Source organism: Streptomyces sp. NPDC006385 (assembly GCF_040612485.1).
GTDB lineage: Bacteria > Actinomycetota > Actinomycetes > Streptomycetales > Streptomycetaceae > Streptomyces.
This window is the reverse complement of record NZ_JBEXQG010000006.1, coordinates 49971-72681: the sequence shown is the minus strand read 5'-3', so window position 1 is coordinate 72681 and position 22711 is coordinate 49971. Positions and strand designations below refer to the sequence as shown.

General features: G+C 70.5%; 24 protein-coding genes, 4 tRNA genes and 2 pseudogenes. 22 read left to right on the top strand and 8 right to left on the bottom strand.

What is annotated here, in order from left to right:
* Position 1: 1 nt before the first annotated feature.
* The 9 genes from ABZ078_RS06475 (at position 2) to ABZ078_RS06435 (ending at position 9046) form a co-directional block, all read left to right on the top strand.
* Positions 2-670, top strand: a complete 669-nt coding sequence (locus tag ABZ078_RS06475; protein ID WP_356572199.1) for a 4Fe-4S binding protein — start codon at positions 2-4, stop codon at positions 668-670.
* Entirely contained in the window at positions 667-1386 is a 720-nt protein-coding gene (locus ABZ078_RS06470) for an NADH-quinone oxidoreductase subunit J (protein ID WP_356572197.1), read from the top strand. Before ABZ078_RS06475 ends, ABZ078_RS06470 begins: the two co-directional genes overlap by 4 nt.
* Positions 1386-1775 (top strand): NADH-quinone oxidoreductase subunit NuoK, encoded by a 390-nt coding sequence (nuoK, locus tag ABZ078_RS06465; protein ID WP_356572196.1) that lies wholly within the window; start codon positions 1386-1388, stop codon positions 1773-1775. The genes ABZ078_RS06470 and nuoK overlap by 1 nt, the downstream gene beginning before the upstream one ends.
* Positions 1772-3766 carry an NADH-quinone oxidoreductase subunit L gene (locus tag ABZ078_RS06460; protein ID WP_356572194.1) on the top strand — a complete coding sequence of 665 codons (1995 nt, stop codon included), beginning with the start codon at positions 1772-1774 and terminating at the stop codon, positions 3764-3766. The genes nuoK and ABZ078_RS06460 overlap by 4 nt, the downstream gene beginning before the upstream one ends.
* A gap of 6 nt (positions 3767-3772) precedes the next feature.
* Positions 3773-5347: an NADH-quinone oxidoreductase subunit M gene (locus ABZ078_RS06455; RefSeq protein ID WP_356572192.1), complete on the top strand. Its 1575-nt coding sequence runs from the start codon at positions 3773-3775 to the stop codon at positions 5345-5347.
* On the top strand, positions 5344-6867 hold the full coding sequence (locus tag ABZ078_RS06450) for an NADH-quinone oxidoreductase subunit N (RefSeq protein WP_356572190.1): 1524 nt from the start codon (positions 5344-5346) through the stop codon (positions 6865-6867). The genes ABZ078_RS06455 and ABZ078_RS06450 overlap by 4 nt, the downstream gene beginning before the upstream one ends.
* A 238-nt stretch (positions 6868-7105) precedes the next feature.
* Positions 7106-7966: a zinc metalloprotease HtpX gene (htpX, locus tag ABZ078_RS06445; RefSeq protein WP_356572188.1), complete on the top strand. Its 861-nt coding sequence runs from the start codon at positions 7106-7108 to the stop codon at positions 7964-7966.
* Positions 7963-8358, top strand: a complete 396-nt coding sequence (locus ABZ078_RS06440) for a YccF domain-containing protein (protein ID WP_356572186.1) — start codon at positions 7963-7965, stop codon at positions 8356-8358. The genes htpX and ABZ078_RS06440 overlap by 4 nt, the downstream gene beginning before the upstream one ends.
* A 121-nt stretch (positions 8359-8479) precedes the next feature.
* Positions 8480-9046 carry an SMI1/KNR4 family protein gene (locus tag ABZ078_RS06435; protein WP_356572184.1) on the top strand — a complete coding sequence of 189 codons (567 nt, stop codon included), beginning with the start codon at positions 8480-8482 and terminating at the stop codon, positions 9044-9046.
* 142 nt (positions 9047-9188) lie between these two features.
* On the opposite strand, the gene ABZ078_RS06430 is transcribed toward ABZ078_RS06435, so the two are convergent.
* The gene (locus ABZ078_RS06430) at positions 9189-10460 is read right to left on the bottom strand and encodes an APC family permease (RefSeq protein WP_356572182.1); all 1272 of its coding nucleotides are present in this window, start codon (positions 10458-10460) and stop codon (positions 9189-9191) included.
* Positions 10461-10596: 136 nt separating this feature from the next.
* Here ABZ078_RS06430 and ABZ078_RS06425 point away from each other — a divergent pair, with 136 nt between their 5' ends.
* A complete protein-coding gene (locus tag ABZ078_RS06425; RefSeq protein ID WP_356572474.1) occupies positions 10597-10863 on the top strand; it encodes a GlsB/YeaQ/YmgE family stress response membrane protein in 267 nt (88 codons plus the stop codon).
* A 163-nt stretch (positions 10864-11026) separates the two neighbouring features.
* On the opposite strand, the gene ABZ078_RS06420 is transcribed toward ABZ078_RS06425, so the two are convergent.
* Positions 11027-11515 carry a YajQ family cyclic di-GMP-binding protein gene (locus tag ABZ078_RS06420; RefSeq protein ID WP_356572180.1) on the bottom strand — a complete coding sequence of 163 codons (489 nt, stop codon included), beginning with the start codon at positions 11513-11515 and terminating at the stop codon, positions 11027-11029.
* A gap of 224 nt (positions 11516-11739) precedes the next feature.
* On the opposite strand from ABZ078_RS06420, the gene ABZ078_RS06415 reads away from it, so the two are divergent.
* Both ABZ078_RS06415 and ABZ078_RS06410 read left to right on the top strand, forming a co-directional pair.
* Positions 11740-11821 (top strand) — tRNA-Tyr (locus ABZ078_RS06415).
* Between the two features lie 99 nt (positions 11822-11920).
* Positions 11921-12133, top strand: a complete 213-nt coding sequence (locus ABZ078_RS06410; protein ID WP_356572472.1) for a hypothetical protein — start codon at positions 11921-11923, stop codon at positions 12131-12133.
* Between the two features lie 190 nt (positions 12134-12323).
* Here the strand turns inward: ABZ078_RS06410 and ABZ078_RS06405 are convergent.
* The 3 genes and pseudogenes from ABZ078_RS06405 to ABZ078_RS06395 all read right to left on the bottom strand — a co-directional run.
* A pseudogene (locus ABZ078_RS06405) lies at positions 12324-12509 on the bottom strand (nuclear transport factor 2 family protein); the annotation flags it as partial.
* Between the two features lie 54 nt (positions 12510-12563).
* A complete protein-coding gene (locus tag ABZ078_RS06400) occupies positions 12564-13220 on the bottom strand; it encodes an NAD(P)H-binding protein (RefSeq protein WP_356572178.1) in 657 nt (218 codons plus the stop codon).
* A 308-nt stretch (positions 13221-13528) separates the two neighbouring features.
* Complete coding sequence (locus ABZ078_RS06395; protein WP_356572176.1) at positions 13529-14794, bottom strand: amidohydrolase family protein; 1266 nt, start codon at positions 14792-14794, stop codon at positions 13529-13531.
* 285 nt (positions 14795-15079) lie between these two features.
* Between ABZ078_RS06395 and ABZ078_RS06390 the strand changes: the two genes are divergently transcribed.
* From ABZ078_RS06390 to ABZ078_RS06360, 7 genes and pseudogenes are all read left to right on the top strand, one after another.
* Positions 15080-15152, top strand: a tRNA-Thr gene (locus ABZ078_RS06390).
* Positions 15153-15198: 46 nt separating this feature from the next.
* Positions 15199-15271, top strand: a tRNA-Met gene (locus ABZ078_RS06385).
* 90 nt (positions 15272-15361) lie between these two features.
* Positions 15362-15526 carry a 50S ribosomal protein L33 gene (gene rpmG / locus ABZ078_RS06380; RefSeq protein WP_003948671.1) on the top strand — a complete coding sequence of 55 codons (165 nt, stop codon included), beginning with the start codon at positions 15362-15364 and terminating at the stop codon, positions 15524-15526.
* Positions 15527-15723: 197 nt separating this feature from the next.
* A complete protein-coding gene (locus tag ABZ078_RS06375) occupies positions 15724-16188 on the top strand; it encodes a MaoC family dehydratase N-terminal domain-containing protein (RefSeq protein WP_356572174.1) in 465 nt (154 codons plus the stop codon).
* Positions 16189-16193: 5 nt separating this feature from the next.
* The gene (locus ABZ078_RS06370) at positions 16194-16622 is read left to right on the top strand and encodes a MaoC family dehydratase (RefSeq protein WP_356572172.1); all 429 of its coding nucleotides are present in this window, start codon (positions 16194-16196) and stop codon (positions 16620-16622) included.
* 71 nt (positions 16623-16693) lie between these two features.
* Positions 16694-16960: pseudogene (locus ABZ078_RS06365) on the top strand (DUF3291 domain-containing protein); the annotation flags it as partial.
* An 86-nt stretch (positions 16961-17046) separates the two neighbouring features.
* On the top strand, positions 17047-18102 hold the full coding sequence (locus tag ABZ078_RS06360) for a UDP-N-acetylmuramate dehydrogenase (RefSeq protein WP_356572171.1): 1056 nt from the start codon (positions 17047-17049) through the stop codon (positions 18100-18102).
* 70 nt (positions 18103-18172) lie between these two features.
* Here ABZ078_RS06360 and ABZ078_RS06355 read toward each other — a convergent pair whose 3' ends face one another.
* Positions 18173-18805 (bottom strand): NAD(P)H-binding protein, encoded by a 633-nt coding sequence (locus tag ABZ078_RS06355; RefSeq protein WP_356572169.1) that lies wholly within the window; start codon positions 18803-18805, stop codon positions 18173-18175.
* Between the two features lie 106 nt (positions 18806-18911).
* Between ABZ078_RS06355 and ABZ078_RS06350 the strand changes: the two genes are divergently transcribed.
* A complete protein-coding gene (locus ABZ078_RS06350) occupies positions 18912-19502 on the top strand; it encodes a helix-turn-helix domain-containing protein (RefSeq protein ID WP_356572167.1) in 591 nt (196 codons plus the stop codon).
* A 4-nt stretch (positions 19503-19506) separates the two neighbouring features.
* Here ABZ078_RS06350 and ABZ078_RS06345 read toward each other — a convergent pair whose 3' ends face one another.
* Both ABZ078_RS06345 and ABZ078_RS06340 read right to left on the bottom strand, forming a co-directional pair.
* On the bottom strand, positions 19507-20538 hold the full coding sequence (locus ABZ078_RS06345) for an adenosine deaminase (protein WP_356572166.1): 1032 nt from the start codon (positions 20536-20538) through the stop codon (positions 19507-19509).
* Between the two features lie 123 nt (positions 20539-20661).
* Positions 20662-21888, bottom strand: a complete 1227-nt coding sequence (locus ABZ078_RS06340; RefSeq protein WP_356572164.1) for a pyridoxal phosphate-dependent aminotransferase — start codon at positions 21886-21888, stop codon at positions 20662-20664.
* A gap of 284 nt (positions 21889-22172) precedes the next feature.
* On the opposite strand from ABZ078_RS06340, the gene ABZ078_RS06335 reads away from it, so the two are divergent.
* Positions 22173-22245 (top strand) — tRNA-Trp (locus ABZ078_RS06335).
* 108 nt (positions 22246-22353) lie between these two features.
* Positions 22354-22641, top strand: a complete 288-nt coding sequence (gene secE / locus ABZ078_RS06330) for a preprotein translocase subunit SecE (RefSeq protein ID WP_356572162.1) — start codon at positions 22354-22356, stop codon at positions 22639-22641.
* The last annotated feature ends 70 nt before the right edge of the window (positions 22642-22711 follow it).

Here is a 22711-nt window from a genome sequence, read left to right as displayed (position 1 = left end):
CATGGCCCCCATCCCCGGCTCCGGCCTCGCCAAGGGCCTTGCCGTCACCCTCCGCACGATGACGAAGAAGTCCGTCACCGCGCAGTACCCGGACGCCCAGCCCGAGCTTCCGCCCCGCACCCGCGGCGTGATCGGCCTGTTCGAGGAGAACTGCACGGTCTGCATGCTGTGCGCCCGCGAGTGCCCGGACTGGTGCATCTACATCGACTCCCACAAGGAGACGGTCCCGGCGGCGACCCCCGGCGGCCGCGAACGCAGCCGCAATGTCCTCGACCGCTTCGCCATCGACTTCTCCCTGTGCATGTACTGCGGTATCTGCATCGAGGTCTGTCCTTTCGACGCCCTGTTCTGGTCCCCGGAGTTCGAGTACGCCGAGACCGACATCCGCGACCTCACCCACGAACGCGACAAGCTCCGCGAGTGGATGTGGACCGTGCCGGCCCCGCCCGCCCTGGACCCCGGCGCGGAGGAGCCCAAGGAGATCGCCGCCGCCCGCAAGACCGCCGAGAAGCTGGCCGCCCGGCAGCAGGACGTGGCCGCCGCGCCGGCCACCCCCAGCACGACCGAGCCGCACGCGGACGAGCAGGCCCGCGCCGCCGACCAGCCCACCCGGCCGGCGGGGGAGTCCAAGCAACAGACGGACCAGCCGAGGCAGGAGGGCCGGGAATGACCCTCGCCGCAACCGCCGGCCTTCTCGCGGCGGGCCCGGCCGCCCGCGCCGCCACCGAAACCCCTGGTTTCCTCTCCCCGACCGGCGTCGAGATCGCCTTCCTGCTCGTCGGCCTGGTCACCTTCGGCGCCGCACTGGTCACCGTCACCACCCGGCAGCTGGTGCACGCCGCCCTGTGGCTGGTGGTCACGCTCGGCGGTCTCGCCGTGGAGTACCTCCTGCTCACCGCCGAGTTCATCGCCTGGGTGCAGGTCCTCATCTACGTCGGTTCCGTCGTCGTCCTCCTCCTGTTCGGTCTGATGCTCACCAGGGCCCCGATCGGCCGCTCCCCGGACGCCGACTCCGGCAACCGCTGGGCCGCCCTCACCGTGGCCGTCGCCGCCGCGGCCAGCCTGATCTGGGTGGTCGTCGACGCCTTCCGCACGACCTGGATCGACCTCGACGGTCCCGCCGCCGGCTCCACCAAGGCCACCGGCGAGAGTCTCTTCCAGAACTGGGTCCTGCCCTTCGAGGGCCTCTCCGTCCTCCTCCTCGCCGCCCTGGTCGGCGCGATCGTCCTGTCCCGCAAGGCGAAGGCCGAGTCGAGCGCTCCCCCTGTGAACTCCCGGCCCAAGTCCGGGAGTTCCCCATCCGTCCCGGATTCCCGGAATCACCCGATCGGGCGAAACGGATCATCCGAGGGAACCGAGCCGGCCGAGCAGGAAGGCGCCCGCTGATGCACCTCGCCTATCCCGCCGTACTCTCCGCCCTCCTCTTCTGCACCGGCCTGTACGGCGTCCTCGCCCGCCGCAACGCGATCCTGGTCCTGATGTCGGTCGAGCTGATGCTCAACGCCGTCAACCTCAACCTGGTCGCCTTCGACGTCTGGCTCAGCAAGGCCGCCGAGGAGACCCTGCACTCCGGCCAGGCCCTGACCCTCTTCACGATCACCATCGCCGCCGCCGAGATCGGCATCGGACTGGCGATCGTCCTCGCCGTCCACCGCAACCGCGGCACCTCGGACATCGACAAGCTCCGCGACACCGCCGAGGGCCACGACACCGACGGCCTCGACCACGACGCCCTCACAGCCGGGCAGGCCGAGAAGGCTGAGGCCACCGCGTGACCACGACCACCCTCGCCGTACTCGTCCCCCTCCTGCCGTTCCTGGGCGCCGCAGCCGGCCTGCTCACGGGGCGCACAGCCCCCGGCTTCGTCCGCCCGCTCGCCGTCCTGCCGACGCTCGCGTCCCTCGCGCTCGCCGCGGTGGTCGCCCTGCGCCAGGGCGGCGACCAGGCGATCAACGCCGCCACCGAGCTCACGCCCACCGGTTCGGTCCCGATCGAACTCGCCCTGCACATCGACGGCTTCGCCGCCCTCGTCGCCGTACTCGTCGGCGTCGTGGCCACGTGCGTGCAGATCTACTCGACGGGCTACCTGCGCGAGGACCCGCGGTACCCGTCGTACGCCGCGCTCGTCTCCCTGTTCACCTCCGCGATGCTGCTCGTCGTCTACTCCGGCGACCTGATGGTGTTGCTGGTCGGCTGGGAGATCATGGGCATCTGCTCGTACTTCCTGGTCGGCCACTACTGGGAGACTCCGGAGGCCCGCGCCGCCTCCATCAAGGCCTTCCTGGTGACCAAGCTCGGTGACGTCCCCTTCCTCATCGGCCTGTTCGCGCTGGCCACCGACGCCGGGTCCTTCCGCATCACGCAGGTCCTCGGCACCGTCGCGAGCGGCGGACTCGACCATCCGACCCTGATCGCCCTGCTGCTCCTCGCGGGCGTGGCCGGCAAGTCGGCGCAGTTCCCGCTGCACACCTGGCTCCCCGACGCGATGGCGGGCCCGACGCCCGTCTCCGCGCTGATCCACGCCGCGACGATGGTCGCCGCCGGTGTCTACTTCGTCGCCCGTCTCCTCCCGGTCTTCGAGGCATCCCAGGCCGCGATGGTCGTCCTCGCCGTCATGGCCGCCGTCACCATGGCCGGCTCGGCCCTCGCCGCGCTCGCCCAGGACGACATCAAGCGCGTCCTCGCCTACTCGACGATCGGCCAGCTCGGCTACATGGCCGGCGCCCTGGCCGTCGCCGACCGCGGTGCCGCCGTCTTCCACCTCCTGTCGCACGGCGCCTTCAAGGCGCTGCTGTTCCTCGCGGCCGGTGTGATCATCCACGCCTCCGGCACCAACTCGCTGGCCGCCATGTCCCGCATGAGCCACCTGAGCAGCCGCGTCCCGGACGCTTTCTGGACGATGACCGTGGCGCTCCTCGCGCTCGCCGCGATCCCGCCGTTCAGCGGCTTCTTCTCCAAGGAGTCCGTCCTCGGCGCCGCCGAGCACGCCGCCACCGGCCACGCCGAGCGCGTCCCCGGCGCCGCGGGCTGGATCATCCTCGTCGCCGGCCTGCTCACCGCCCTGCTCACCGCCGCCTACGCGATGCGCCTGTGGCTGCTGGCCTTCCGCGGCCGGGGCGCGGAGGCCCCCGACCACGGTCGGCAGCCGCTGACGATGACCGTGGTGCTGTGGGTGCTCGCCGCCCCGTCCCTGGCCGTCGGCGCGCTCGCCTACCGCGTGCTCCCCGACTGGTTCGACGGCCGTGACCTCGCCCCGACCCTCACCACCTCCGTCCTCGGCACGGGCGTGGCCCTCGTCGGCGGCATCGTCACCTACGCGGCCTGGCGGCACACCACCTCCGTAGCGGCCCGCGTCCCCTTGGGCGCGGTCGCAGCCCACCCCGAGGGCGACGCCGCCCAGGTCGAGGCCGAGGCGATCGCCAGCCACGCGCCCGTGTACGGGGGAGTGGCGTACGCACCCGACCCGGCGGACCCCGGTCGGCTGCTGCTCGGCCCGCTGCACCGGCACGCGGCCGTCGGTTTCCGCCTCGACGCCCTGTACCGGGCGCTGTTCGTCCGCCCCGTCCGGGCCGGCGCCAGCCTTGTCCGGTTCGTCGACCGCGAGGTCGTCGACACCTACGTGCGCGGGGCGGGTGCTCTACCCCGCTGGCTCGGCATCGCCGTACGGCGTGCCCAGACCGGCAATGTGCAGACCTATGTGAGCGCGCTGCTCGCCGGCACCGTCGTCCTGGCGGTCGCCGCCGTCCTCGTCGCCACAGGAGCGTGAGCAGGCGTGATCGATATCAACGAGTCCGTGATGCAGTTCCTTCTGGCATTCGTGGTCGTCGGCCCGCTCCTCGGCGCCGTCGCGGCTCTCCTGCCGGCCCCGCCCGGACTGAAGGGGAAGTCGCCCGAGCAGGCGGTGCTCCGGCATGGTGTGACGGTCACCGGCGTGGTCCTCATCGCCGCGATCGTCCTCGCGCTCGGCTTCGACCACGACCAGCCGTCGAAGATGCAGGCCAGCACCGACATCAGCTGGATCCCCGCACTCGATGTGCGCATCCACCTCGGCATCGACGGCATCTCCCTCCCCCTTCTGGTCCTGACCGCGCTGCTGACCTTCCTCTGCGCGCTCTACTCGTACTTCAAGATGCCCGCGGGCCCGACCCCGAAGGCCTTCGTCGCACTGCTGCTCGTCCTTGAGTCCGGCACCCTCGCCACCTTCGCCGTCCTCGACCTGCTCCTCTTCTTCCTCGCCTTCGAGATGGTCCTCATCCCGATGTACTTCCTCATCGCCCGTTGGGGCGGCGAGGGCCGGGCCGAGGCCGCCTGGAAGTTCATCCTCTACACGCTGCTCGGCTCCGTGGTCATGCTGCTCGGCCTGCTCCTGATCGGAATCAAGGCGGGCACGTTCGACATGGTGGCACTCGCCACTGACAACGGCCGGCCGCTGAGCGCATCCGTGCAGGTCATCGCCGTTCTGGCGATCGGGCTCGGGCTCGCGGTCAAGACGCCGATGTGGCCGTTGCACAGCTGGCTGCCCGATGCCCACACCGCCGCGCCGACCGTAGGCTCGGTCCTGCTGGCCGGCGTGCTGCTGAAGATGGGAACGTATGGGTTCGTCCGGATTCTGCTGCCGATCACCCCCGACGGCTTCGCCGACTTCGCCCCCTATCTCGCCGCCTTCGCCGTCGTCGGGATCATCTACGGGTCCCTGGCCTGCCTCGCCCTCGCCCAGCGGGGCGCGAAGGGCGATCTCAAGCGCCTCATCGCCTACTCGTCCGTCGGTCACATGGGCTTCGTGCTGCTCGGCATCGCGACGATGACCCCGACCGGGCTGAACGGCGCCCTCTTCGCCAACATCGCCCACGGCCTGATCACGGGCCTGCTGTTCTTCCTGGTCGGCGCGCTGAAGGACCGTACGGGAACGACCGACCTCGACGCCCTCGCCGAGCAGACCGGCGCCGCCCTGTACGGCAAGGCACCGCGCCTCGGCGGCCTGCTCGCCTTCGCGGCGGTCGCCTCGCTCGGGCTGCCGGGCCTGGCGGGGTTCTGGGGCGAGATGCTCGCCCTGTTCGGCGCGTTCGAGCCTGCCGCCCACCTCAGCCGCCCGGCGTTCCTTACCTTCATGGTGATCGGCGCGTTCGGCACCCTGCTGACGGCCGCGTACCTGCTGGTCGTGGTCCGCCGCGTCTGCATGGGCGCCGTACCGCAGGAAGCCCCGAAGCTCACCGATGTCCAGGCGTACGAGTTCGCGGCCTGGACGCCGCTCGTCGCCCTCACCGTCGTCGCCGGCCTGTGGCCGAAGGCCCTCCTCGGCCTGACCGACCCGGTCGTGCAGCAGCTTCTCGCAGGAGGCACCCGATGAGCTCCCCGGCCCAGCCGCTTGCCGAGTCCGTGGTCCAGTCCGTCGACTGGCTCGCCATCGCGCCGCCCACGGTCGCGGCGGTCGTCGCACTCGTGGTCCTCGTCGCCGATTTGTTCGTCGCCGAGAACAAGAAGGCTCTGCTCGGCTGGACCTCTGTCGTGGGCCTGGCTGCCTCCTCGCTTCTGCTGCTGCCCCTCCTGGACGGCGACCGCTCCACCTTCTGCCTCACCGGTGACCCCGGCGTCTGCAGCTACACCGCAGATCGCTTCACCCTCGTCATCCAGCTCCTTGTCTTCGGCGGGGCCCTCCTCGCGGCTCTCCTGTCGGTCACCGCCCTCAGGGACGCCAAAAAGGAACTCCCCGAAGGGGAGTTCTGGTTCCTGCTGCTCTCCTCCGCCGCCGGGGCCGCCCTCCTGCCGGCCTCACGGGACCTGGCGACCCTCATCGTCGCCCTGGAAGTCGCCTCTCTCCCTGCCTTCGCCCTCGTCGGCCTGCGCTACGGCGACCGCAAGTCCTCCGAGGCAGCCCTGAAGTTCTTCCTGTCCTCGGTCACCGCGACCGCGGTCAGCCTCATGGGCATCAGCTTCGTGTACGCCTCCACGGGAACCCTCTACCTCACCCAGATCGCCGAGCGGATCCAGAACGTCGACGGACAGCTCCAGACCCTCGCCCAGACCGGAGTCGTCCTCACTCTGATCGGCTTCGCCTTCAAGACGGCCGCCGTGCCCTTCCACTTCTGGGTGCCGGACACCTACGTAGGGGCGCCCCTGCCGGTCGCCGCCTATCTGTCGGTCGTCGGCAAGGCGGTCGGCTTCACCGGTCTGATCCTCGTCACGGTCATCGCGCTGCCGTCGTACGCCGACGTCTGGGGCCCGGCCCTCGCGGCGCTCGCCGCCCTCACCATGACCGTCGGCAACGTCGGCGCCCTGCGCCAGCAAGCCACGCGCGCGTACAGCGCGGTACGGCTGCTCGCCTGGTCCTCCGTCGGCCAGGCCGGCTACCTCCTGGTGCCGATCGCCGCCGCCGCGTACTCCGATGACGCCGAGCGGTCGATCGGCTCCACCGTCGCCTACGCCCTCATGTACGCAGCCGTGAACCTGGGCGCCTTCGCGGTCGCCGCGCTCGTGGGCCGTACGAAGACCCTCAACCGCGTCAGCGACTATCGCGGCCTGTACGCGCGGAACCCCCTGTCCGCCCTGATCCTGGCCTTCTTCCTGCTCTGCCTCGCCGGACTCCCGCCGGGCATCATCGGCCTCTTCGCCAAGGTCACCGTCTTCTCCGCCGCCGTCGACGCGGGCCTCGGCTGGCTGGCCGTGGTCATGGCCGTCAACGTCGTGATCGCGCTCTTCTACTACCTCCAGTGGACGGCCCTGCTGTTCCGAGCCCCCGAGGGCGAGCCCGTCAAGCACCTCGTCCCCGCACCCGTGACGGCCACGCTGGCCCTCACCGGCGTCGTCGGCATTGCCCTGTCCGGAGCCCCCCAGCTGATCCTGCGCTTCGCCGACACCGGTCTCTTCTGAGCCTCTGGCGCATTCCGGGCGCGCGCGTGGGGCACCCGACCTCTCACGCGCGCGTGGCGTGTGCCGGAGGCTTCACCCGTACGGCTCACGCCCGCCGCCGTACGCACCAGGGAACCCGTGGCCCTCGCCTGGCGTTGACCAGTACAGAAGGGTCCACTGGACGTGAGACCACGGCATCAGTGGCATCGGAGATCGACCAGCAAAGGGTTCCCCTGCCGCACCACTTGGAGGGCGTACCGTGCACCGCCGGCACAACGGGCTCAGGACCGCAGTACTCCTCGGGGGAATGTCCGCCCTCATCATCGTCATCGGCAGCTTCTTCGGCCGCATGGGGCTCGTCGTGGCGGTTCTGATCGCGCTGGCCACGAACGCGTACGCGTACTGGAACAGCGACAAGCTGGCACTTCGCGCGATGCGCGCCCGTCCGGTCAGCGAGTTCGAGGCCCCGGGGCTCTACCGCATGGTCCGAGAGCTCTCGACCCAGGCCCGCCAGCCCATGCCCCGCCTCTACATCTCCCCGACGGAGGCGCCGAACGCGTTCGCGACGGGCCGCAACCCGCGCAACGCCGCCGTGTGCTGTACCGAAGGCATCCTGAGACTCCTTGACGAACGCGAACTGCGCGGCGTCATCGGCCACGAGTTGAGTCACGTCTACAACCGCGACATCCTGATCTCGTCGGTCGCCGGCGCCCTTGCCTCGGTGATCATGTTCCTGGTCAACTTCGCCTGGCTGATCCCGATCGGACGGTCCGATGACGACGACGGCCCCGGCCTCCTCGGCATGCTTCTGATCATGATCCTGGGGCCGCTCGCCGCCACACTCATCCAGCTGGCCATCAGCCGCTCCCGGGAGTACGAGGCCGACGCGTCCGGCGCCCAGCTCACCGGTGACCCGCGGGCCCTCGCCAGCGCCCTGCGCAAGCTCGAACTCGGCACCAAGCAACTGCCGCTGCCCCCGGAGCCCCGTATCGAGACAGCCAGCCACATGATGATCGCGAACCCCTTCCGTCCAGGTCAGGGGTTCTCCAAGATGTTCTCCACCCACCCGCCGATGGCGGACCGTATCGCCCGACTCGAGAAGATGGCAGGCCCCCAGTGAAGACCATCCTGAACGTCATATGGCTCGTCCTGAGCGGCTTCTGGCTGTGCCTCGGCTACCTGCTCGCGGGCGTACTCCTGTGCATCACCGTCATCGGCATCCCGTTCGGCATCGCGGCCTTCCGCATCGGCATCTACGCGCTGTGGCCCTTCGGGTACACGACGGTCGAGCGCCGCGACGCCGGGGCACCCTCCTGCGTCGGCAACGTCCTGTGGCTGGTCCTCGCGGGCTGGTGGCTGGCCATCGGCCACATCGTCACGGGCATTGCGCTCTGCGTCACGATCATCGGCATCCCGTTCGGCATCGCCAACTTCAAACTGATCCCGGTCTCGCTGTTCCCGCTGGGCCGCGAAATCGTGTCCACGGACAGGCCGTTCGCGTCGAGCTGGTAGCCGCGGTGGAACGGGGACGGTAGCCGCGGTGGAACTAGGGCGGTAGTCCCGGAGTTGTCCACAACCCGGTGGTTGTCCACAGGCCCGACCGATTGTCAGTGGCGGCTTGCATCATGAACGCATGACCGAGATCGAGCAGTTGCTGACGAGGGTGGCGGACAAGGCCCGCAACACCCGCCCGTGGGGCTGGACCTCTCTCCCCGAGCCTGTGGACGCCGCCACCGTGGCCCGCGCCGAGGCCGCCCTCGGCTTCCGCCTGCCCCAGCTGCTCACCGATCTCTACCTGCGTGTAGGAGACGGCGGGTTCGGCCCGGAGTACGGCCTGTTGCCCCTGCTCGACAGCCCTCCGGCCGACGAGCCCGCCGCCGTCACGCAGTACCTCGCCAACCGCGAAAGCGCCCGCAAGGACCCCGACTGGCCCTGGCCCGAAGGCGTCCTGCCGATATCCCACTGGGGCTGCGCGATGTACGCGTGCGTGGACTGCCGCAGCCCTCATGCCACCGTCCTGTTCTTCGAACCGAACGCCGACGACGCCGACCATGCCTGGTACGTGGACGCTCCGAGCCTTGCGGACTGGCTGCGCGCCTGGGTCGACGGCACCGGCTGGTACGAGGAGACGAACGACGGCCTGCAGATGGCCCCGTGGGCCGACCTCCGCATACGGACGGCGTCGGCACGGGCGTCCTGAAGAGGCGCGAACCGCCGGTCGACCCTGACCGGCAGTCGTTGAGCGGACCGAGGGACCGAGGGACAACGGGACCGAGCAGACGCCAACGCCCTGTCGACCTACCCGCACAGCCAGCAGCGAACGCGTGCCCACGGGCGGCGGCCTACCGCCCCCCGCCCCCTGACCTCGCCGCCACCCACCGCCGTACGCCGTACGCCACCACACCCACCACCAGCACCCCGGCGCCGACCACGACCGAAACCCCCGGAAGCGAGAACGCCAGCACCACACACCCGAGAAGCCCCACCGCCGGCACGACCCGTGACGTCGGCGACGCGTCGAGAGTCCAGGCCGACGCGTTGGCCACCGCGTAGTACGCCAGCACACCGAAGGAGGAGAACCCGATCGCGCCCCGCACGTCCACCGTGGCGGCGAGGACCGCGACCACCGCACCCACGGCCAGTTCGGCCCGGTGCGGCACCTGGTGGCGCGGATGCACGGCTGCCAGGGCACGGGGCAGGTGCCGGTCGCGGGCCATGGCCAGCGTGGTCCGGGAGACGCCCAGAATCAGGGCGAGCAGTGTGCCCATCGCGGCGACGGCAGCGCCCACCCGCACCACGGGCGCGAGCCCCGGCACCCCGGCCGCCCGCACCGCGTCGGCCAGCGGCGCGCCGGCATGCCCGAGACCCTCCGACCCCAGCACGGAAAGGACAGCCACCGCCACACACGCGTACACCGCCAGCGCGATGCCGAGGGCCAGTGGAATCGCCCGCGGGATGGTCCGCGCCGGGTCCCGCACCTCCTCACCGAGGGTCGCGATCCGCGCGTACCCGGCGAAGGCGAAGAACAGCAGTCCCGCCGCCTGCAGTACCCCGCCCACGCCGCCCGAAGCCCCGACGTCCAGGCGTCCGGCATCGGACTCCCCGGACCCCAGACACACGACGACGACACAAGCGAGGACAGCCAGGACGACCGCCACGATCGCCCGCGTCAGCCAGGCGGACTTCTGGACGCCGCCGTAGTTCGCCGCGGTCAGCGCCACCACGGCCGCGACCGCCACCGCGTGCGCCTGCCCCGGCCAGACGTACGCGCCCACGGTGAGCGCCATCGCCGCACAGGAGGCCGTCTTACCGACCACGAACGACCAGCCCGCGAGATATCCCCAGAACTCCCCGAGCCGCTCACGCCCGTACACATAAGTGCCGCCCGAGGCCGGATACAGGGCGGCAAGCCGTGCCGATGACATGGCGTTGCAGTACGCGACCACGGCCGCGACAGCGAGCCCGAGCAGCAAGCCGGAGCCGGCAGCACGCGCGGCGGGCCCGAGGGACGCGAAGATCCCGGCCCCGACCATCGAGCCGAGACCGATGATCACGGCATCACCGACACCGAGGGTACGCCGCAGTTCCGGTGGGGCGGAGCTGGAGCCTGTCATGGCCCGAACCTTACTGATCGCCGCAACCGAGGGGCGCCGGCGGGACGTCCTCTTCATCAACAGAGCACGAACAAGCGCGCCCGACATCACAGTGCCGGGCAAGTGCGGGCACGGCGCGGAGGGGCAGGTTCAGGGCATGACGATCATCAGCTGGATCATTCTGGGGCTGTTGGCCGGGGCCATCGCCAAGTTCCTGCTGCCGGGTCGCGACCCCGGCGGTTTCATCGGCACCACTGTCATCGGCGTCGCGGGCGCGTTCATCGGTGGCTGGATCTCGGCCCGCTGGCTGGACCACCCCATCTCCAAGGACTTCTACGACGGCGCCACCTGGGCCGCCGCGATCGGCGGCTCCCTCGTGCTCCTGATCGCCTACCGCATCCTGTTCGGCCACTCACGCGACTGAGTGAGGCGAACGGGCGAGCCCCTGGACGGCAGCCGGCAGGCGAGAAGGGTGGGCACCGCCTGATGCCCACCCTTCTTCGTACGTAGCCGTAGCGCAGCCGACCCGCAGCCGGAACCGATGCCGACGCCGATGCCGACGTCGGCGCCGACGTCGGATCAGCGGCTCACCGGTAGTTCACGAACTGAATCGCGAAGTCGAAGTCCTTGCCCTTCAGCAGGGAGATCACAGCCTGCAGGTCGTCGCGGCTCTTGGAGCTGACCCGCAACTCGTCGCCCTGCACCTGGGCCTTCACACCCTTCGGGCCCTCGTCGCGAATGATCTTCGCCACCTTCTTCGCGTTCTCCTGGGAGATGCCCTCCTCGATCGACGCGAAGATCTTGTACTCCTTGCCCGAGAGCTGGGGCTCACCCGCGTCCAGCGCCTTCAGCGAGATCCCGCGCTTGATCAGCTTGGACTGGAAGACGTCGAGGACAGCCTTGACCCGGTCCTCGGAGTTCGCCTCCATAAGGATCTTTTCACCGGACCACGAGATCGAGGCACCCACGCCCTTGAAGTCGTAGCGCTGCGAGATCTCCTTGGCGGCCTGGTTGAGGGCGTTGTCGACCTCCTGCCGCTCGACCTTCGAGACGATGTCGAAACTGGAGTCGGCCATGTCCTGTGGCTCCTTGTATCGGGGTGCGTGTGGGGTGCGTATCGGCGGGCGTGGGGGTGGCCGCCGAGCCCGGGGCAGACCTCGGGCCGCATCCGGACAAGCCTAGCCACCCCTCGTCCCCGGGAGGCGATCAATCGGGTGGCGAAGCACCCCTCCACATCAGGTATTGTTTACGTCGTTGCCAGGGAGCACCACCGGAAAGTGGTGCGAACAGCAGCAAACCCGGCGGTGTGCCCGAGCGGCCAAAGGGAGCAGACTGTAAATCTGCCGGCTCAGCCTTCCCAGGTTCGAATCCTGGCGCCGCCACACTGGGGAAAACCCCCTCCGATCTGCGGAAACGTAGATCGGAGGGGGTTTTCGCATTCCACTGTCAGAGCCTGGAGGCACACTGATCCCATGGCTCCCATGATCACGCGTCGCAGAAGCTGCCCCGAGTGCCGTCGTGAGATCGCCGTCGTAGCCGGTCGGTTCGCCCGGCATGATCCGCCCGGCGCTCGGGAGAGCGGCGAACTCGTCTCGTGTCCCGGATCGCGGCGCCAGGCGCAACTGGGCGCCGCGCAGCCCGCATTGGACGGGTACGTCGTGCCGGACTTCCCAGGCCAGCTTCCACTGTTCTGAAAGCCCCGGCGGGCCCTGCCCAGCTCACTCCCAAGCAGGCCCGCCAGGTCCCGCCCGCACGTCCATCCGCGTCACCAGCCCGTCCCCGCAGAACCGGTACACGTGCTCGACCGTCTCCTCCGCCCACCGGTCGCCCGACGCGTCGCGCATCCCTGGCCGTACGGTTGGCCACCACCGCCTCGCCGTCTGCGGCCGGGCGCAGGCCCTCCAGGCGTACGAGGGGATGCCCGGCGGCGAACTGCCGTGCCCAGTACGCGCGCACCGCCTCGCGGCCGTGCAACCGGACCCCGTCCAGGAGGTTCGGCCAGTCCACGTCGGGCGCCAGGCACCGCTCCAGGAAGGTGTCCCGCTCGTCCGTCGAGAAGACCTCGTACATGCGCCGCAACAGCGCCTCCTGCGCGGCGGGCGGGCACCCCCTGCGAGCCCAACGTCAGTTTCCCGCCACCGACTTCACCGCCACCGACACCGGAGCAGACCCGCTGATCAGTTCGAGTGTCAGGCCGGCCGTCGCCGGGGTGTCGAGCAACTCCGCGAGTACGGCGGCGACATCGTCGCGCGGGATCGGGCCGCGACCGGTGTGGGCCTCCAGGCGCACCAGGCCGGTTCCGGCGTCGTTCGTCAGCATGCCGGGACGCAGGATCGTCCAGTCCAGGGCGTCAAGGCTCCGGACGTACGCGTCGGCCTCGCCCTTCGCGCGCTGGTAGACGTCGAAGACCTCGTTGCCCTCGTGCTTCGGGTCCGCGCCCATCGACGACACGACCACGAAACGGCGTACGTCCGCCTGGACCGCCGCGTCCGCGAACAGGACCGCCGCGCCCCTGTCCACCGTGTCCTTGCGGGCCGACCCGCTGCCCGGGCCCGCGCCGGCCGCGAACACCGCCGCGTCCGCGCCCCGCAGACATGCCGCGACCTCCTCGACGGAGGCCGACTCCAGATCCAGCAGGACGGGTTCGGCGCCGGCCTCCCGCAGGTCGTCGCCCTGTTCGGCCTTGCGGATGATCCCCACGACCTCGTCCCCGCGCCGGGCGAGCAGCCGCTCCAGCCGCAGCGCGATCTGACCATGACCACCAGCGATGACAATGCGCATGTCTTCGACCGTACGCCCGGACGGCCGCATCCGCCGCACGAGTTCAGCCACGCCCCATGGCGCCGGGGCACCCGTCGCACTCGCGAACCCCGACACTCGCCCCGAGCGAGCCGCAGGCGCGTGCGCCCCCCGCGCACGCCGAACTCACACTCCGGCGCCCGCTGAACTCACACTCCGGCACACGCTCTGCGTCACCCTGCTTCCGGGGGTGTTGGTGTGCTCCGGGGGGTGTGCATACGGCACCTCGCCCCACCTCACGACAACTCACCCCGCCTCACCCGTCACGACAACTCACCCCGCCCCACCCGTCACGACAACTCACCTCGCCCTTGCCGAGGCAACCCCAACTCCGCCGCCACGGCCGAGTTGCAGTACTCCCGTACCGCGCTCGTCCGCGCCACCACGCGCCCCCGGTGCACCACGATGCGGCTGTACGCGAGCGACAGCGCCCCCGCCAGCCGGTCGCCGCGTACCGCCAGCAACTCGGCAGGGAAGCCCGCCTCCACTCGCACCTCCGGCAGACCCAGCACCGCACGCGCCGACCCGCTCACGGCGTCGTACGAGTCCTCGGGGCGCAGCCCGTGGCGCGAGGACAGCAGGTAGGCGGCTTCCAGGGGGTCCCCGCGCCCCACGGGGTTGGACACATCCCTCAGGGCACCGCTCCCGGCGGCGACCCGTACCCCGGCGGCGCGCAGCAGTCGTACGGGCGTCGTGCCGCGCCGGTCCACGCCCCCGCAGCCGCCCTGCGGCATGCAGACCACCGTCACGCCGGCCGCCGCGAGCTGGTCCGCGGTGCGGGAGGCCACCTGGGCCGGCAGACGCCCCAGACCGCCGCACGGGCCGAGTGTCACGCCGGGGCGCAGGCCGCCGGCCATCGCGGCGAGGCGGGCCAGGCGGGCCGGGTCGGTGGCGTCGGTGTGCAGGTCGACGGGGCAGCCGTGCTCCGAGGCGACTTCCAGGACCGCTTCCACGTACCCCGTCGGGTCCGGGTCCAGGTCCGGGCAGCCGCCGACCACCGAGGCGCCCATCTTCACCGCGTCCCGCAGCATCGCGAGGCCGTCGGCACCGGCCACGCCGGTCAGCAGCCGCGGCATCGCCACCGTCGTCAACTCGGTGAGTCCGCGCAACGAACGCCGGGCCTGCAGTACGGCGGTCAGCGCGCCCAGACCCTGGACGTCACCCACGCGCACGTGCGCCCGCAGCGCGGTCGCCCCGTGCCCGAGCTGGAGCAGGGCGGCCTCGGTGGCCCGGCGCTGGACGTCCTGGGGGTCGTAGGAGACCGGTCCGCCCTCGTCGGCGGAGAGCGCGGTGTCGCCGTGGGCGTGCGGTTCGGCGGGGGCCGGCAGCAGCAGGTAGCCGCCGAGATCCACGCGCGCGCCGCACGCGCGCGTGCCGTCTCCCGCCAGGCTCCCTGCCGTGCCCACCGCCTCGATGCGGCCGCCGCCCAGTCGTACGTCCACGGTCCGGCCGTCGGTGAGCCGCGCTCCGCACAACAGCAGACCGGCCGGGTCGGCCGGTCCGGACGAACCCGACGAGGACGACGAGTGGGGCGGCTGGGGCTGGCTGTCGGGCATCGCGTTCCAGAGGCTCGGGGCTGCGCGGCGGGGCTGCGGGGACGGTGCCGGGGAACTGCGCCGGGCACGCAAGATCACGCAGAGTGAGACGAGCCTAGGGTGGCGATCCGGCCCCGGCGTGCAGGAGCGCAATAGTCGTACCGGTGTGGTCCGCCGAAGGGGAGCCACACCCGCGTTGCCGCGGTGGCCTGCGAGGCGTCTGCGCGGTCATCTGATCGGCCCCGGCCGGTGCCGCGAAACGGATTTGGGTGAACGGCGGCCGAGCGTGTAATGTCTTCATCGCTCGCCCCAATAGCTCAGTCGGCAGAGCGTCTCCATGGTAAGGAGAAGGTCAACGGTTCGATTCCGTTTTGGGGCTCTGGTGTGAGAGGTTCCCGCCGCGAGGCGGGGCCCGATCGCATCTCAGCGGTGTAGCTCAGTCGGTAGAGCAAGCGGCTCATAATCGCTGTGTCACCGGTTCAAGTCCGGTCACCGCTACTGACAGTAGCCGATTGCGGGGTCGGTCCTTCGATCGGCTACTCTTTCTTGCGTTGAATTAGTCCACCCGTTCGTCTTAGGAGCACTCACGTGGCTGCCACCGACGTCCGCCCGAAGATCACGCTGGCCTGCGTGGAGTGCAAGGAGCGGAACTACATCACCAAGAAGAACCGGCGTAACAACCCGGATCGTCTTGAGATGAAGAAGCACTGCCCGCGTTGCAACGCGCACACCGCGCACCGCGAAACGCGATAAAACAGGCTCGTACGCGAGGCCGCCCCCATTAGTCGGGGGGCGGCCTCGCGTCGTTTCCACCCCGGTTACCGGTCGGTTCCGGCTGGTCGCGGGTGAATCGGCCAGGTGAGTCGCCTCGGTGAACCGGTGAACCGGCCAGGCGGATCAGCCGGGCGCACAGCAGGTCAACCACAGCAGACATCAGGAGGTGCCGAGCCATGGCGCTCGACCAGTCCTTCGTGGGGCGGAGCTACCCGCCCACCGACCCCTATGAGGTGGGCCGGGAGAAGATCCGTGAGTTCGCGGAGGCGGTGGGGGACGCCAACCCGGCCTACACGGACCCGGAGGCCGCCAAGGCGCTCGGCCACTCCGATGTGATCGCCCCGCCGACCTTCGTCTTCGCGATCACCTTCAAGGCCGCGGGACAGGTCATCCAGGACCCGCAACTCGGCCTCGACTACAGCCGGGTGGTGCACGGCGACCAGAAGTTCGCCTACACCCGCCCGGTGCGCGCCGGTGACCGGCTGACCGTCACCTCGACCATCGAGGCGATCAAGACCATGGCGGGCAACGAGATCCTGGACATCCGCGGCGAGGTCCACGACGAGGCGGGCGAGCACGTGGTGACCGCCTGGACGAAGCTGGTGGCCCGCCCGGCGGACTCCGCGGAAGGGGAGGTCTGAGAACGATGACGGCGAAGATTGCGCACGGCGACGTCGAGGTCGGCACCGAACTGCCCACCCGGACCTTCCCTGTGACCCGCGCCACGCTCGTCCAGTACGCGGGCGCGTCCGGTGACTTCAACCCGATCCACTGGAACGAGAGGTTCGCCAAGGAGGTCGGGCTGCCGGACGTCATCGCGCACGGCATGTTCACCATGGCCGAGGCGATCCGTGTGGTCACCGACTGGACCGGCGACCCTGGCGCGGTCGTCGAGTACGGCGTCCGCTTCACCAAGCCCGTCGTCGTGCCGAACGACGACCAGGGCGCCACGATCGAGGTCAGTGGCAAGGTCGCCGCCGTGCTCGACGACAACAAGGTCCGTGTGGACCTGACCGTGAAGAGTGCCGGGCAGAAGGTGCTCGGGATGTCGCGGGCGGTCGTACGACTGGCGTGAACGGGCACGCGCGTGCCGTGCGGTAAGGGGCGTCCTCCATAGTGGCATCGGCATGGCTCTGTTCTTCGCCCCGGCCTCCAACCGTGTGGCGGCAGGTGAGCCGGGCGCCCGGAGCGTACGGGGCCGCGCTGAAGGCGCAGCCGTTCAAGCGGCCCTTCTGGACACTGTCGGCCTGGGAGTCGCCCGCGGCGCTGAAGGATTTCGCCCGCTCGGGCGCCCATGCTCCGACGTCGCAGGGACTGTCCGCACAGATGCGGGACGCGAGGTTCACCGCATGGCAGGTGTCGAGCGGCGCACTCCCAGTCGACTGGGCCGAGGCGTTCCGGCGCCTGACCTGAACGGCACGCGCGCGTGGTGCGTGCCTCAGCCCCGGCCCTCCACGCGCGTGCCGGGGCTGTCAGTGCCGTCTCGTAGTCTTGAGCGCGTGCAGGAACTCCACGACGCCCCCCTCGCCCCCCTCACCACCTTCCGGCTGGGCGGCCCCGCCACCCGCCTGGTCACCGCGACGAGCGACGCCGAGGTGATCGACGTCGTGCGCGAGGCGGACGCCTCCGGGACCCCGTTGCTGCTCATCGGCGGCGGATCGAACCTGGTCATCGGGGACAAGGGCTTCGCGGGCACCGCGCTGGTCATCGCCACCGAGGGCTTCGAGCTGGACGGCACCACGCTCGAACTGGCGGCCGGCGAGGTGTGGACCGACGCCGTCGCCCGGACCGTGGAGGCCGGGCTCGCCGGGATCGAGTGCCTCGCCGGAATCCCCGGCTCCGCGGGCGCGACACCGATCCAGAACGTCGGGGCGTACGGCCAGGAGGTCTCCTCCACGATCACCGAGGTGATCGCCTACGACCGCCGGGCGGGCGAGACCGTCGTCATCCCGAACGCCGAGTGCGCCTTCTCCTACCGCCACAGCCGCTTCAAGGCCGACCCCGAGCGCTACGTCGTCCTGCGCGTCCGGTTCCGGCTGGAGGACGCCGACGGGCTCTCCGCCCCCATCAAGTACGCAGAGACGGCCCGCGCCCTCGGCGTCGAACCGGGCGACCGCGTGCCCTTGGCCGCCGCGCGCGAGACCGTGCTGAAGCTCCGTACCGGGAAGGGCATGGTCCTGGACCCGGAGGACCACGACACCTGGTCGGCCGGATCCTTCTTCACCAATCCGATCCTCACCGACGAGCAGTTCGCGGCGTTCCACGCGCGCGTGCGTGAGCGTCTCGGCGACGGCGTGGAGCCGCCCGCCTACCCGGCGGGGGAGGGGCGCACCAAGACCTCCGCGGCCTGGCTCATCGACAAGGCGGGCTTCACCAAGGGATACGGCGCCGGCCCCGCCCGCATCTCCACCAAGCACACCCTCGCCCTCACCAACCGCGGCGAAGCGACCACCGAGGACCTCCTCGCGCTCGCCCGCGAGGTCGTCGCAGGGGTCCGCGAGGCCTTCGGCATCACGCTGGTCAACGAGCCGGTGACGGTCGGCGTGAGCCTGTGAGGGCCACCGCTCATCAGCGCACCCCCGACCAGCGCACCCCCGACCAGCTCGCCCCCGACGGGGCGCCCCCTCAGTAGGCGACGCCCACCCCCTGCTTCACCGTGGCTTGGTCGCCGACCGTGCCCAGCATGGCGTGCGCCACATCCGCACGCGCCAGAAAGCGGCCCCCACGCGGAAAGCCGCCCACCACCCTCCGGTACCTCCCGGTGAGCGGCTTGTCCTGAAGCCGTGGCGGCCGTACGACCGTCCAGTCCGTGGCGCTGCGGGCGAGGTCCGCCTCCATCTCCCGCAGGTCGGCGTAGATGTCCTTCAGGACCGCCGAGACGATGCCGCGCACGCTCCGGTCGAGGAACCCCTCACCCTCCGGCTCGGGACCGACCGGCGCCGCGCTCACCACGACCAGCCGCCGCACGCCCTCGGCCTCCAGGGCGCCGAGCACCGTCCGCGTCAGCCGCGCCGCGACCCCGGCGTCCCTGCGGCCGCGGGCACCGAGCCCGGACAGGACCGCGTCCCGGCCGGCGACAGCGGGGCGCAGGGCCTGCGGATCGGTCAGGTCCGCACGGAACACCTCCAGCCGCTCGCCGGTCACAGTGAACCGCGCCGGATCCCGCACCACCGCCGTGACCTGGTGTCCCGAGTCAAGAGCCTGCCGGACGATCTCCTGACCGGTGCCGCCGGTGGCACCGAAGACGGTGAGTTTCATGGGGCCTCCCCTGAATGCTCGGAGCTGGTGGGTGAGTATTCACTCACCGAGCTCCTTCTACAGTGGGTAAATACTCACCCACCCGTCAAGAGCGATCGGACATGACATGGAGAACCGACCGACCCGCGTCCGACTGCTCGATGCCGCGCACGACCTGATGCTCACGCTCGGCCTGGCGCGCACCACGACGAAAGAGATCGCGCGGGCGGCCGGATGCTCCGAGGCGGCGCTGTACAAGCACTTCGACAGCAAGGAGGAACTGTTCGTCAGGGTGCTCGCGGAGCGGCTTCCTCCGCTCGCCCCACTGCTCAGCAGCCTCGCGGCGGAGCCGGGCCGGCACTCCCTGGAGGAGAACCTCACCGAGATCGCCCACCAGGCCTGCCTTTTCTACGAGCAGAGCTTTCCGATCGCCGCGTCCCTGTACGCCGAGCCCTCGCTCAAGCGACGGCACGACGAGGCCATGCGCGAGCGTGGAACGGGGCCGCACATCCCGATCGAGGGCCTGGACGCCTACCTGCGCGCCGAGCAGGCCCTCGGCCGCGTCCGCCCCGACGCCGACACCTTCGCGGGGGCCTCGCTCCTCCTCGGCGCCTGCGCCCAGCGCGCGTTCGCGTACGAGGCGGCGGAGGAGCGGCCGCGGGCGGCTGAGTTCGCGACGCGGCTGGTGCGGACGCTCGTCGTGGGGCTCGCGGTGTGACGCGCTAGGCGGCGAGCCAGTCGTCCACTCCCGCCAGCAGCTTCCTGCGCACCTCCTCGGGCGCCGCGGACGCACGCACCGACTGCCGGGCCAGTTCCGCCAGTTCCTCGTCCGTGAAGGCGTGATGGTGGCGGGCGAGGTCGTACTGGGCGGCGAGGCGGGAGCCGAAGAGGAGGGGGTCGTCGGCGCCGAGGGCCATCGGGACGCCGGCGTCGTACAGGGCGCGCAGCGGGACGTCCTCCGGCTTCTCGTAGACGCCGAGGGCGACGTTCGAGGCGGGACACACCTCGCACGTCACGCCCTTGTCGGCCAGGCGCTTCAGCAGCCGCGGGTCCTCGGCCGCCCGTACCCCGTGGCCGAGCCGGTCGGCGTGCAGGTCGTCCAGGCAGTCACGGACGGAGGACGGGCCGGTCAGCTCGCCGCCGTGCGGGGCCGAGAGCAGGCCGCCCTCGCGGGCGATGTGGAAGGCGCGGTCGAAGTCCCGTGCCATTCCACGGCGTTCGTCGTTCGACAACCCGAAGCCGACCACGCCCCGGTCGGCGTACCGCACCGCGAGACGCGCCAGCGTGCGGGCGTCCAGGGGGTGCTTCATACGGTTCGCGGCGACCAGGACACGCATCCCGAGCCCCGTGTCCCGCGACGCCGTCTCCACCGCGTCCAGGATGATCTCCAGCGCCGGGATCAGACCGCCCAGCCGGGGCGCGTACGACGTCGGATCCACCTGGATCTCCAGCCAGCCGGAGCCGTCCCTGATGTCCTCCTCCGCGACCTCCCTGACCAGCCGCTGAATGTCCTCCGGCTGCCTGAGGCACGAGCGCGCCGCGTCGTACAGGCGCTGGAAGCGGAACCAGCCCCGCTCGTCCGTCGCCCGCAGCTTCGGGGACTCCCCGCGGGTCAGCGCGTCGGTCAGCGCCTCGGGCAGGCGCACACCGTACTTGTCGGCCAGCTCCAGCAGGGTCGCCGGCCGCATCGAGCCGGTGAAGTGCAGGTGCAGATGGGCTTTCGGCAGCTCAGAGACATCACGTACACGCTCCATTCCAGGATCCTGCCGTACGCGTGCGCCGTCCCGGTAGCGGTTTGCCCTTTAGTGGTCTTGCTCGCACAAACAAACGGGGCACACACCGGCGTCGGTATGTGCCCCGGGGCCGATGCGGAACCGTCAGTCCCGCGCCTCGGCCAGCAGCTTCTGGATCCGGCTCACGCCCTCGACGAGGTCCTCGTCACCGAGCGCGTACGACAGCCGCAGATAGCCCGGCGTGCCGAACGCCTCACCCGGGACGACCGCGACCTCGGCCTCCTCCAGGATCAGCTCGGCCAGCTCGACGCTGCTCTGCGGGCGCTTGCCGCGGATCTCCTTGCCGAGCAGGGCCTTCACCGACGGGTACGCGTAGAAGGCGCCCTCGGGCTCCGGGCAGACCACGCCGTCGATCTCGTTGAGCATCCGCACGATCGTCTTGCGGCGGCGGTCGAAGGCCTCACGCATGGTCGCGACCGCGTCCAGGTCGCCGGAGACGGCGGCGATGGCGGCCACCTGCGCCACGTTCGAGACGTTCGACGTCGCGTGCGACTGGAGGTTGGTCGCGGCCTTCACCACGTCCTTCGGGCCGATGACCCAGCCCACCCGCCAGCCGGTCATGGCGTACGTCTTGGCCACGCCGTTGACCACGATGCACTTGTCCCGCAGCTCGGGGAACAGACCCGGCAGGGAGACCGCGGCGGCCTCGCCGTACACCAGGTGCTCGTAGATCTCGTCGGTCAGCACCCACAGGCCGTGCTCGACGGCCCAGCGGCCGATCGCCTCGGTCTCGGCCTCCGTGTAGACCGCGCCGGTCGGGTTCGACGGGGAGACGAACAGGACGACCTTCGTCTTCTCCGTACGGGCCGCCTCCAACTGCTCCACCGAGACGCGGTAGCCGGTCGTCTCGTCGGCGACGACCTCGACCGGGACACCGCCCGCGAGACGGATCGACTCCGGGTACGTCGTCCAGTACGGGGCGGGGACGATGACCTCGTCGCCCGGGTCGAGAATCGCGGCGAAGGCTTCGTAGATGGCCTGCTTGCCACCGTTGGTGACGAGGATCTGCGAGACGTCGGGCTGGTAGCCGGAGTCACGCAGCGTCTTCGCGGCGATCGCGGCCTTCAGCTCGGGCAGACCGCCGGCCGGGGTGTAGCGGTGGTACTTCGGGTTCTTGCAGGCCTCGATGGCGGCCTCGACGATGTAGTCCGGGGTCGGGAAGTCGGGCTCACCGGCGCCGAAGCCGATCACCGGACGCCCGGCGGCCTTGAGGGCCTTGGCCTTGGCGTCCACGGCGAGGGTGGCGGACTCGGAGATCGCGCCGACTCGGGCGGAGACCCGGCGCTCGGTGGGAGGGGTTGCAGCGCTCATGGGGCCCATGGTTTCAGACCGGAAACGCGCGCGGCACGGGGGTTTCACAGACTGAACATCAGCTGAACATCTGTCCGGATCGGGCCCGCGGCCTGGGCGATCTTGCGTTGTCGCACGGGCGATCGCCCGGCGATCTTCCGCCATCCAAGCCCCCAGCGGGCACTTTCTGTTCGACGAGGCGCTCGGGACCACGTACACTCTCACCTCGTTGGCCTTCAGCAGCCCGCAGTCGCACGGTGCACACCGAGCACCCGGTTGGATGCGGTACGTTGGGGGACACACAAAGGGTCGTAGCTCAATTGGTAGAGCACCGGTCTCCAAAACCGGCGGTTGGGGGTTCAAGTCCCTCCGGCCCTGCTACACACACCTTCGCCAGGATGTGTGCGCATGTACGTACAGCAATGCACCGCCGTGCGGCTCAGACCGGGCGCGGCACGGCCACGACCCGGAATCAGGTGAGGACGAGTGACGGACGCCGTGGGCTCCATCGACATGCCTGATGCCCAGGACGAGGCGCCGGAGTCCAAGAAGAAGGCCCGGAAGGGCGGCAAGCGCGCCAAGAAGGGCCCGCTGAAGCGACTCGCGCTCTTCTACCGCCAGATCGTCGCGGAGCTCCGCAAGGTCGTCTGGCCGACGCGCAACCAGCTGACGACGTACACCACTGTGGTGATCATCTTCGTCGTCATCATGATCGGCCTGGTGACCGTGATTGACTATGGGCTCGACAACGCCGCCAAGTACGTCTTCGGCTGAGCCAAGAGCGAAGGGCGCCGTGGTTACCGGCGCCCCTTTCGCATGTTCCACCCCTATGTATCCAGGAAGA

Coding starts and splice junctions, on each gene's coding strand:
- ABZ078_RS06475 (WP_356572199.1), top strand. CDS start 2: ATGGCCCCCATCCCCGGCTCCGGCCTCGCCAAGGGCCTTGCCGTCACC.
- ABZ078_RS06470 (WP_356572197.1), top strand. CDS start 667: ATGACCCTCGCCGCAACCGCCGGCCTTCTCGCGGCGGGCCCGGCCGCC.
- nuoK (WP_356572196.1), top strand. CDS start 1,386: ATGCACCTCGCCTATCCCGCCGTACTCTCCGCCCTCCTCTTCTGCACC.
- ABZ078_RS06450 (WP_356572190.1), top strand. CDS start 5,344: ATGAGCTCCCCGGCCCAGCCGCTTGCCGAGTCCGTGGTCCAGTCCGTC.
- ABZ078_RS06435 (WP_356572184.1), top strand. CDS start 8,480: ATGACCGAGATCGAGCAGTTGCTGACGAGGGTGGCGGACAAGGCCCGC.
- ABZ078_RS06430 (WP_356572182.1), bottom strand. CDS start 10,460: ATGACAGGCTCCAGCTCCGCCCCACCGGAACTGCGGCGTACCCTCGGT.
- ABZ078_RS06425 (WP_356572474.1), top strand. CDS start 10,597: ATGACGATCATCAGCTGGATCATTCTGGGGCTGTTGGCCGGGGCCATC.
- ABZ078_RS06420 (WP_356572180.1), bottom strand. CDS start 11,515: ATGGCCGACTCCAGTTTCGACATCGTCTCGAAGGTCGAGCGGCAGGAG.
- ABZ078_RS06410 (WP_356572472.1), top strand. CDS start 11,921: ATGATCACGCGTCGCAGAAGCTGCCCCGAGTGCCGTCGTGAGATCGCC.
- ABZ078_RS06400 (WP_356572178.1), bottom strand. CDS start 13,220: ATGCGCATTGTCATCGCTGGTGGTCATGGTCAGATCGCGCTGCGGCTG.
- ABZ078_RS06395 (WP_356572176.1), bottom strand. CDS start 14,794: ATGCCCGACAGCCAGCCCCAGCCGCCCCACTCGTCGTCCTCGTCGGGT.
- ABZ078_RS06375 (WP_356572174.1), top strand. CDS start 15,724: ATGGCGCTCGACCAGTCCTTCGTGGGGCGGAGCTACCCGCCCACCGAC.
- ABZ078_RS06370 (WP_356572172.1), top strand. CDS start 16,194: ATGACGGCGAAGATTGCGCACGGCGACGTCGAGGTCGGCACCGAACTG.
- ABZ078_RS06355 (WP_356572169.1), bottom strand. CDS start 18,805: ATGAAACTCACCGTCTTCGGTGCCACCGGCGGCACCGGTCAGGAGATC.
- ABZ078_RS06350 (WP_356572167.1), top strand. CDS start 18,912: ATGGAGAACCGACCGACCCGCGTCCGACTGCTCGATGCCGCGCACGAC.
- ABZ078_RS06345 (WP_356572166.1), bottom strand. CDS start 20,538: ATGGAGCGTGTACGTGATGTCTCTGAGCTGCCGAAAGCCCATCTGCAC.
- ABZ078_RS06340 (WP_356572164.1), bottom strand. CDS start 21,888: ATGAGCGCTGCAACCCCTCCCACCGAGCGCCGGGTCTCCGCCCGAGTC.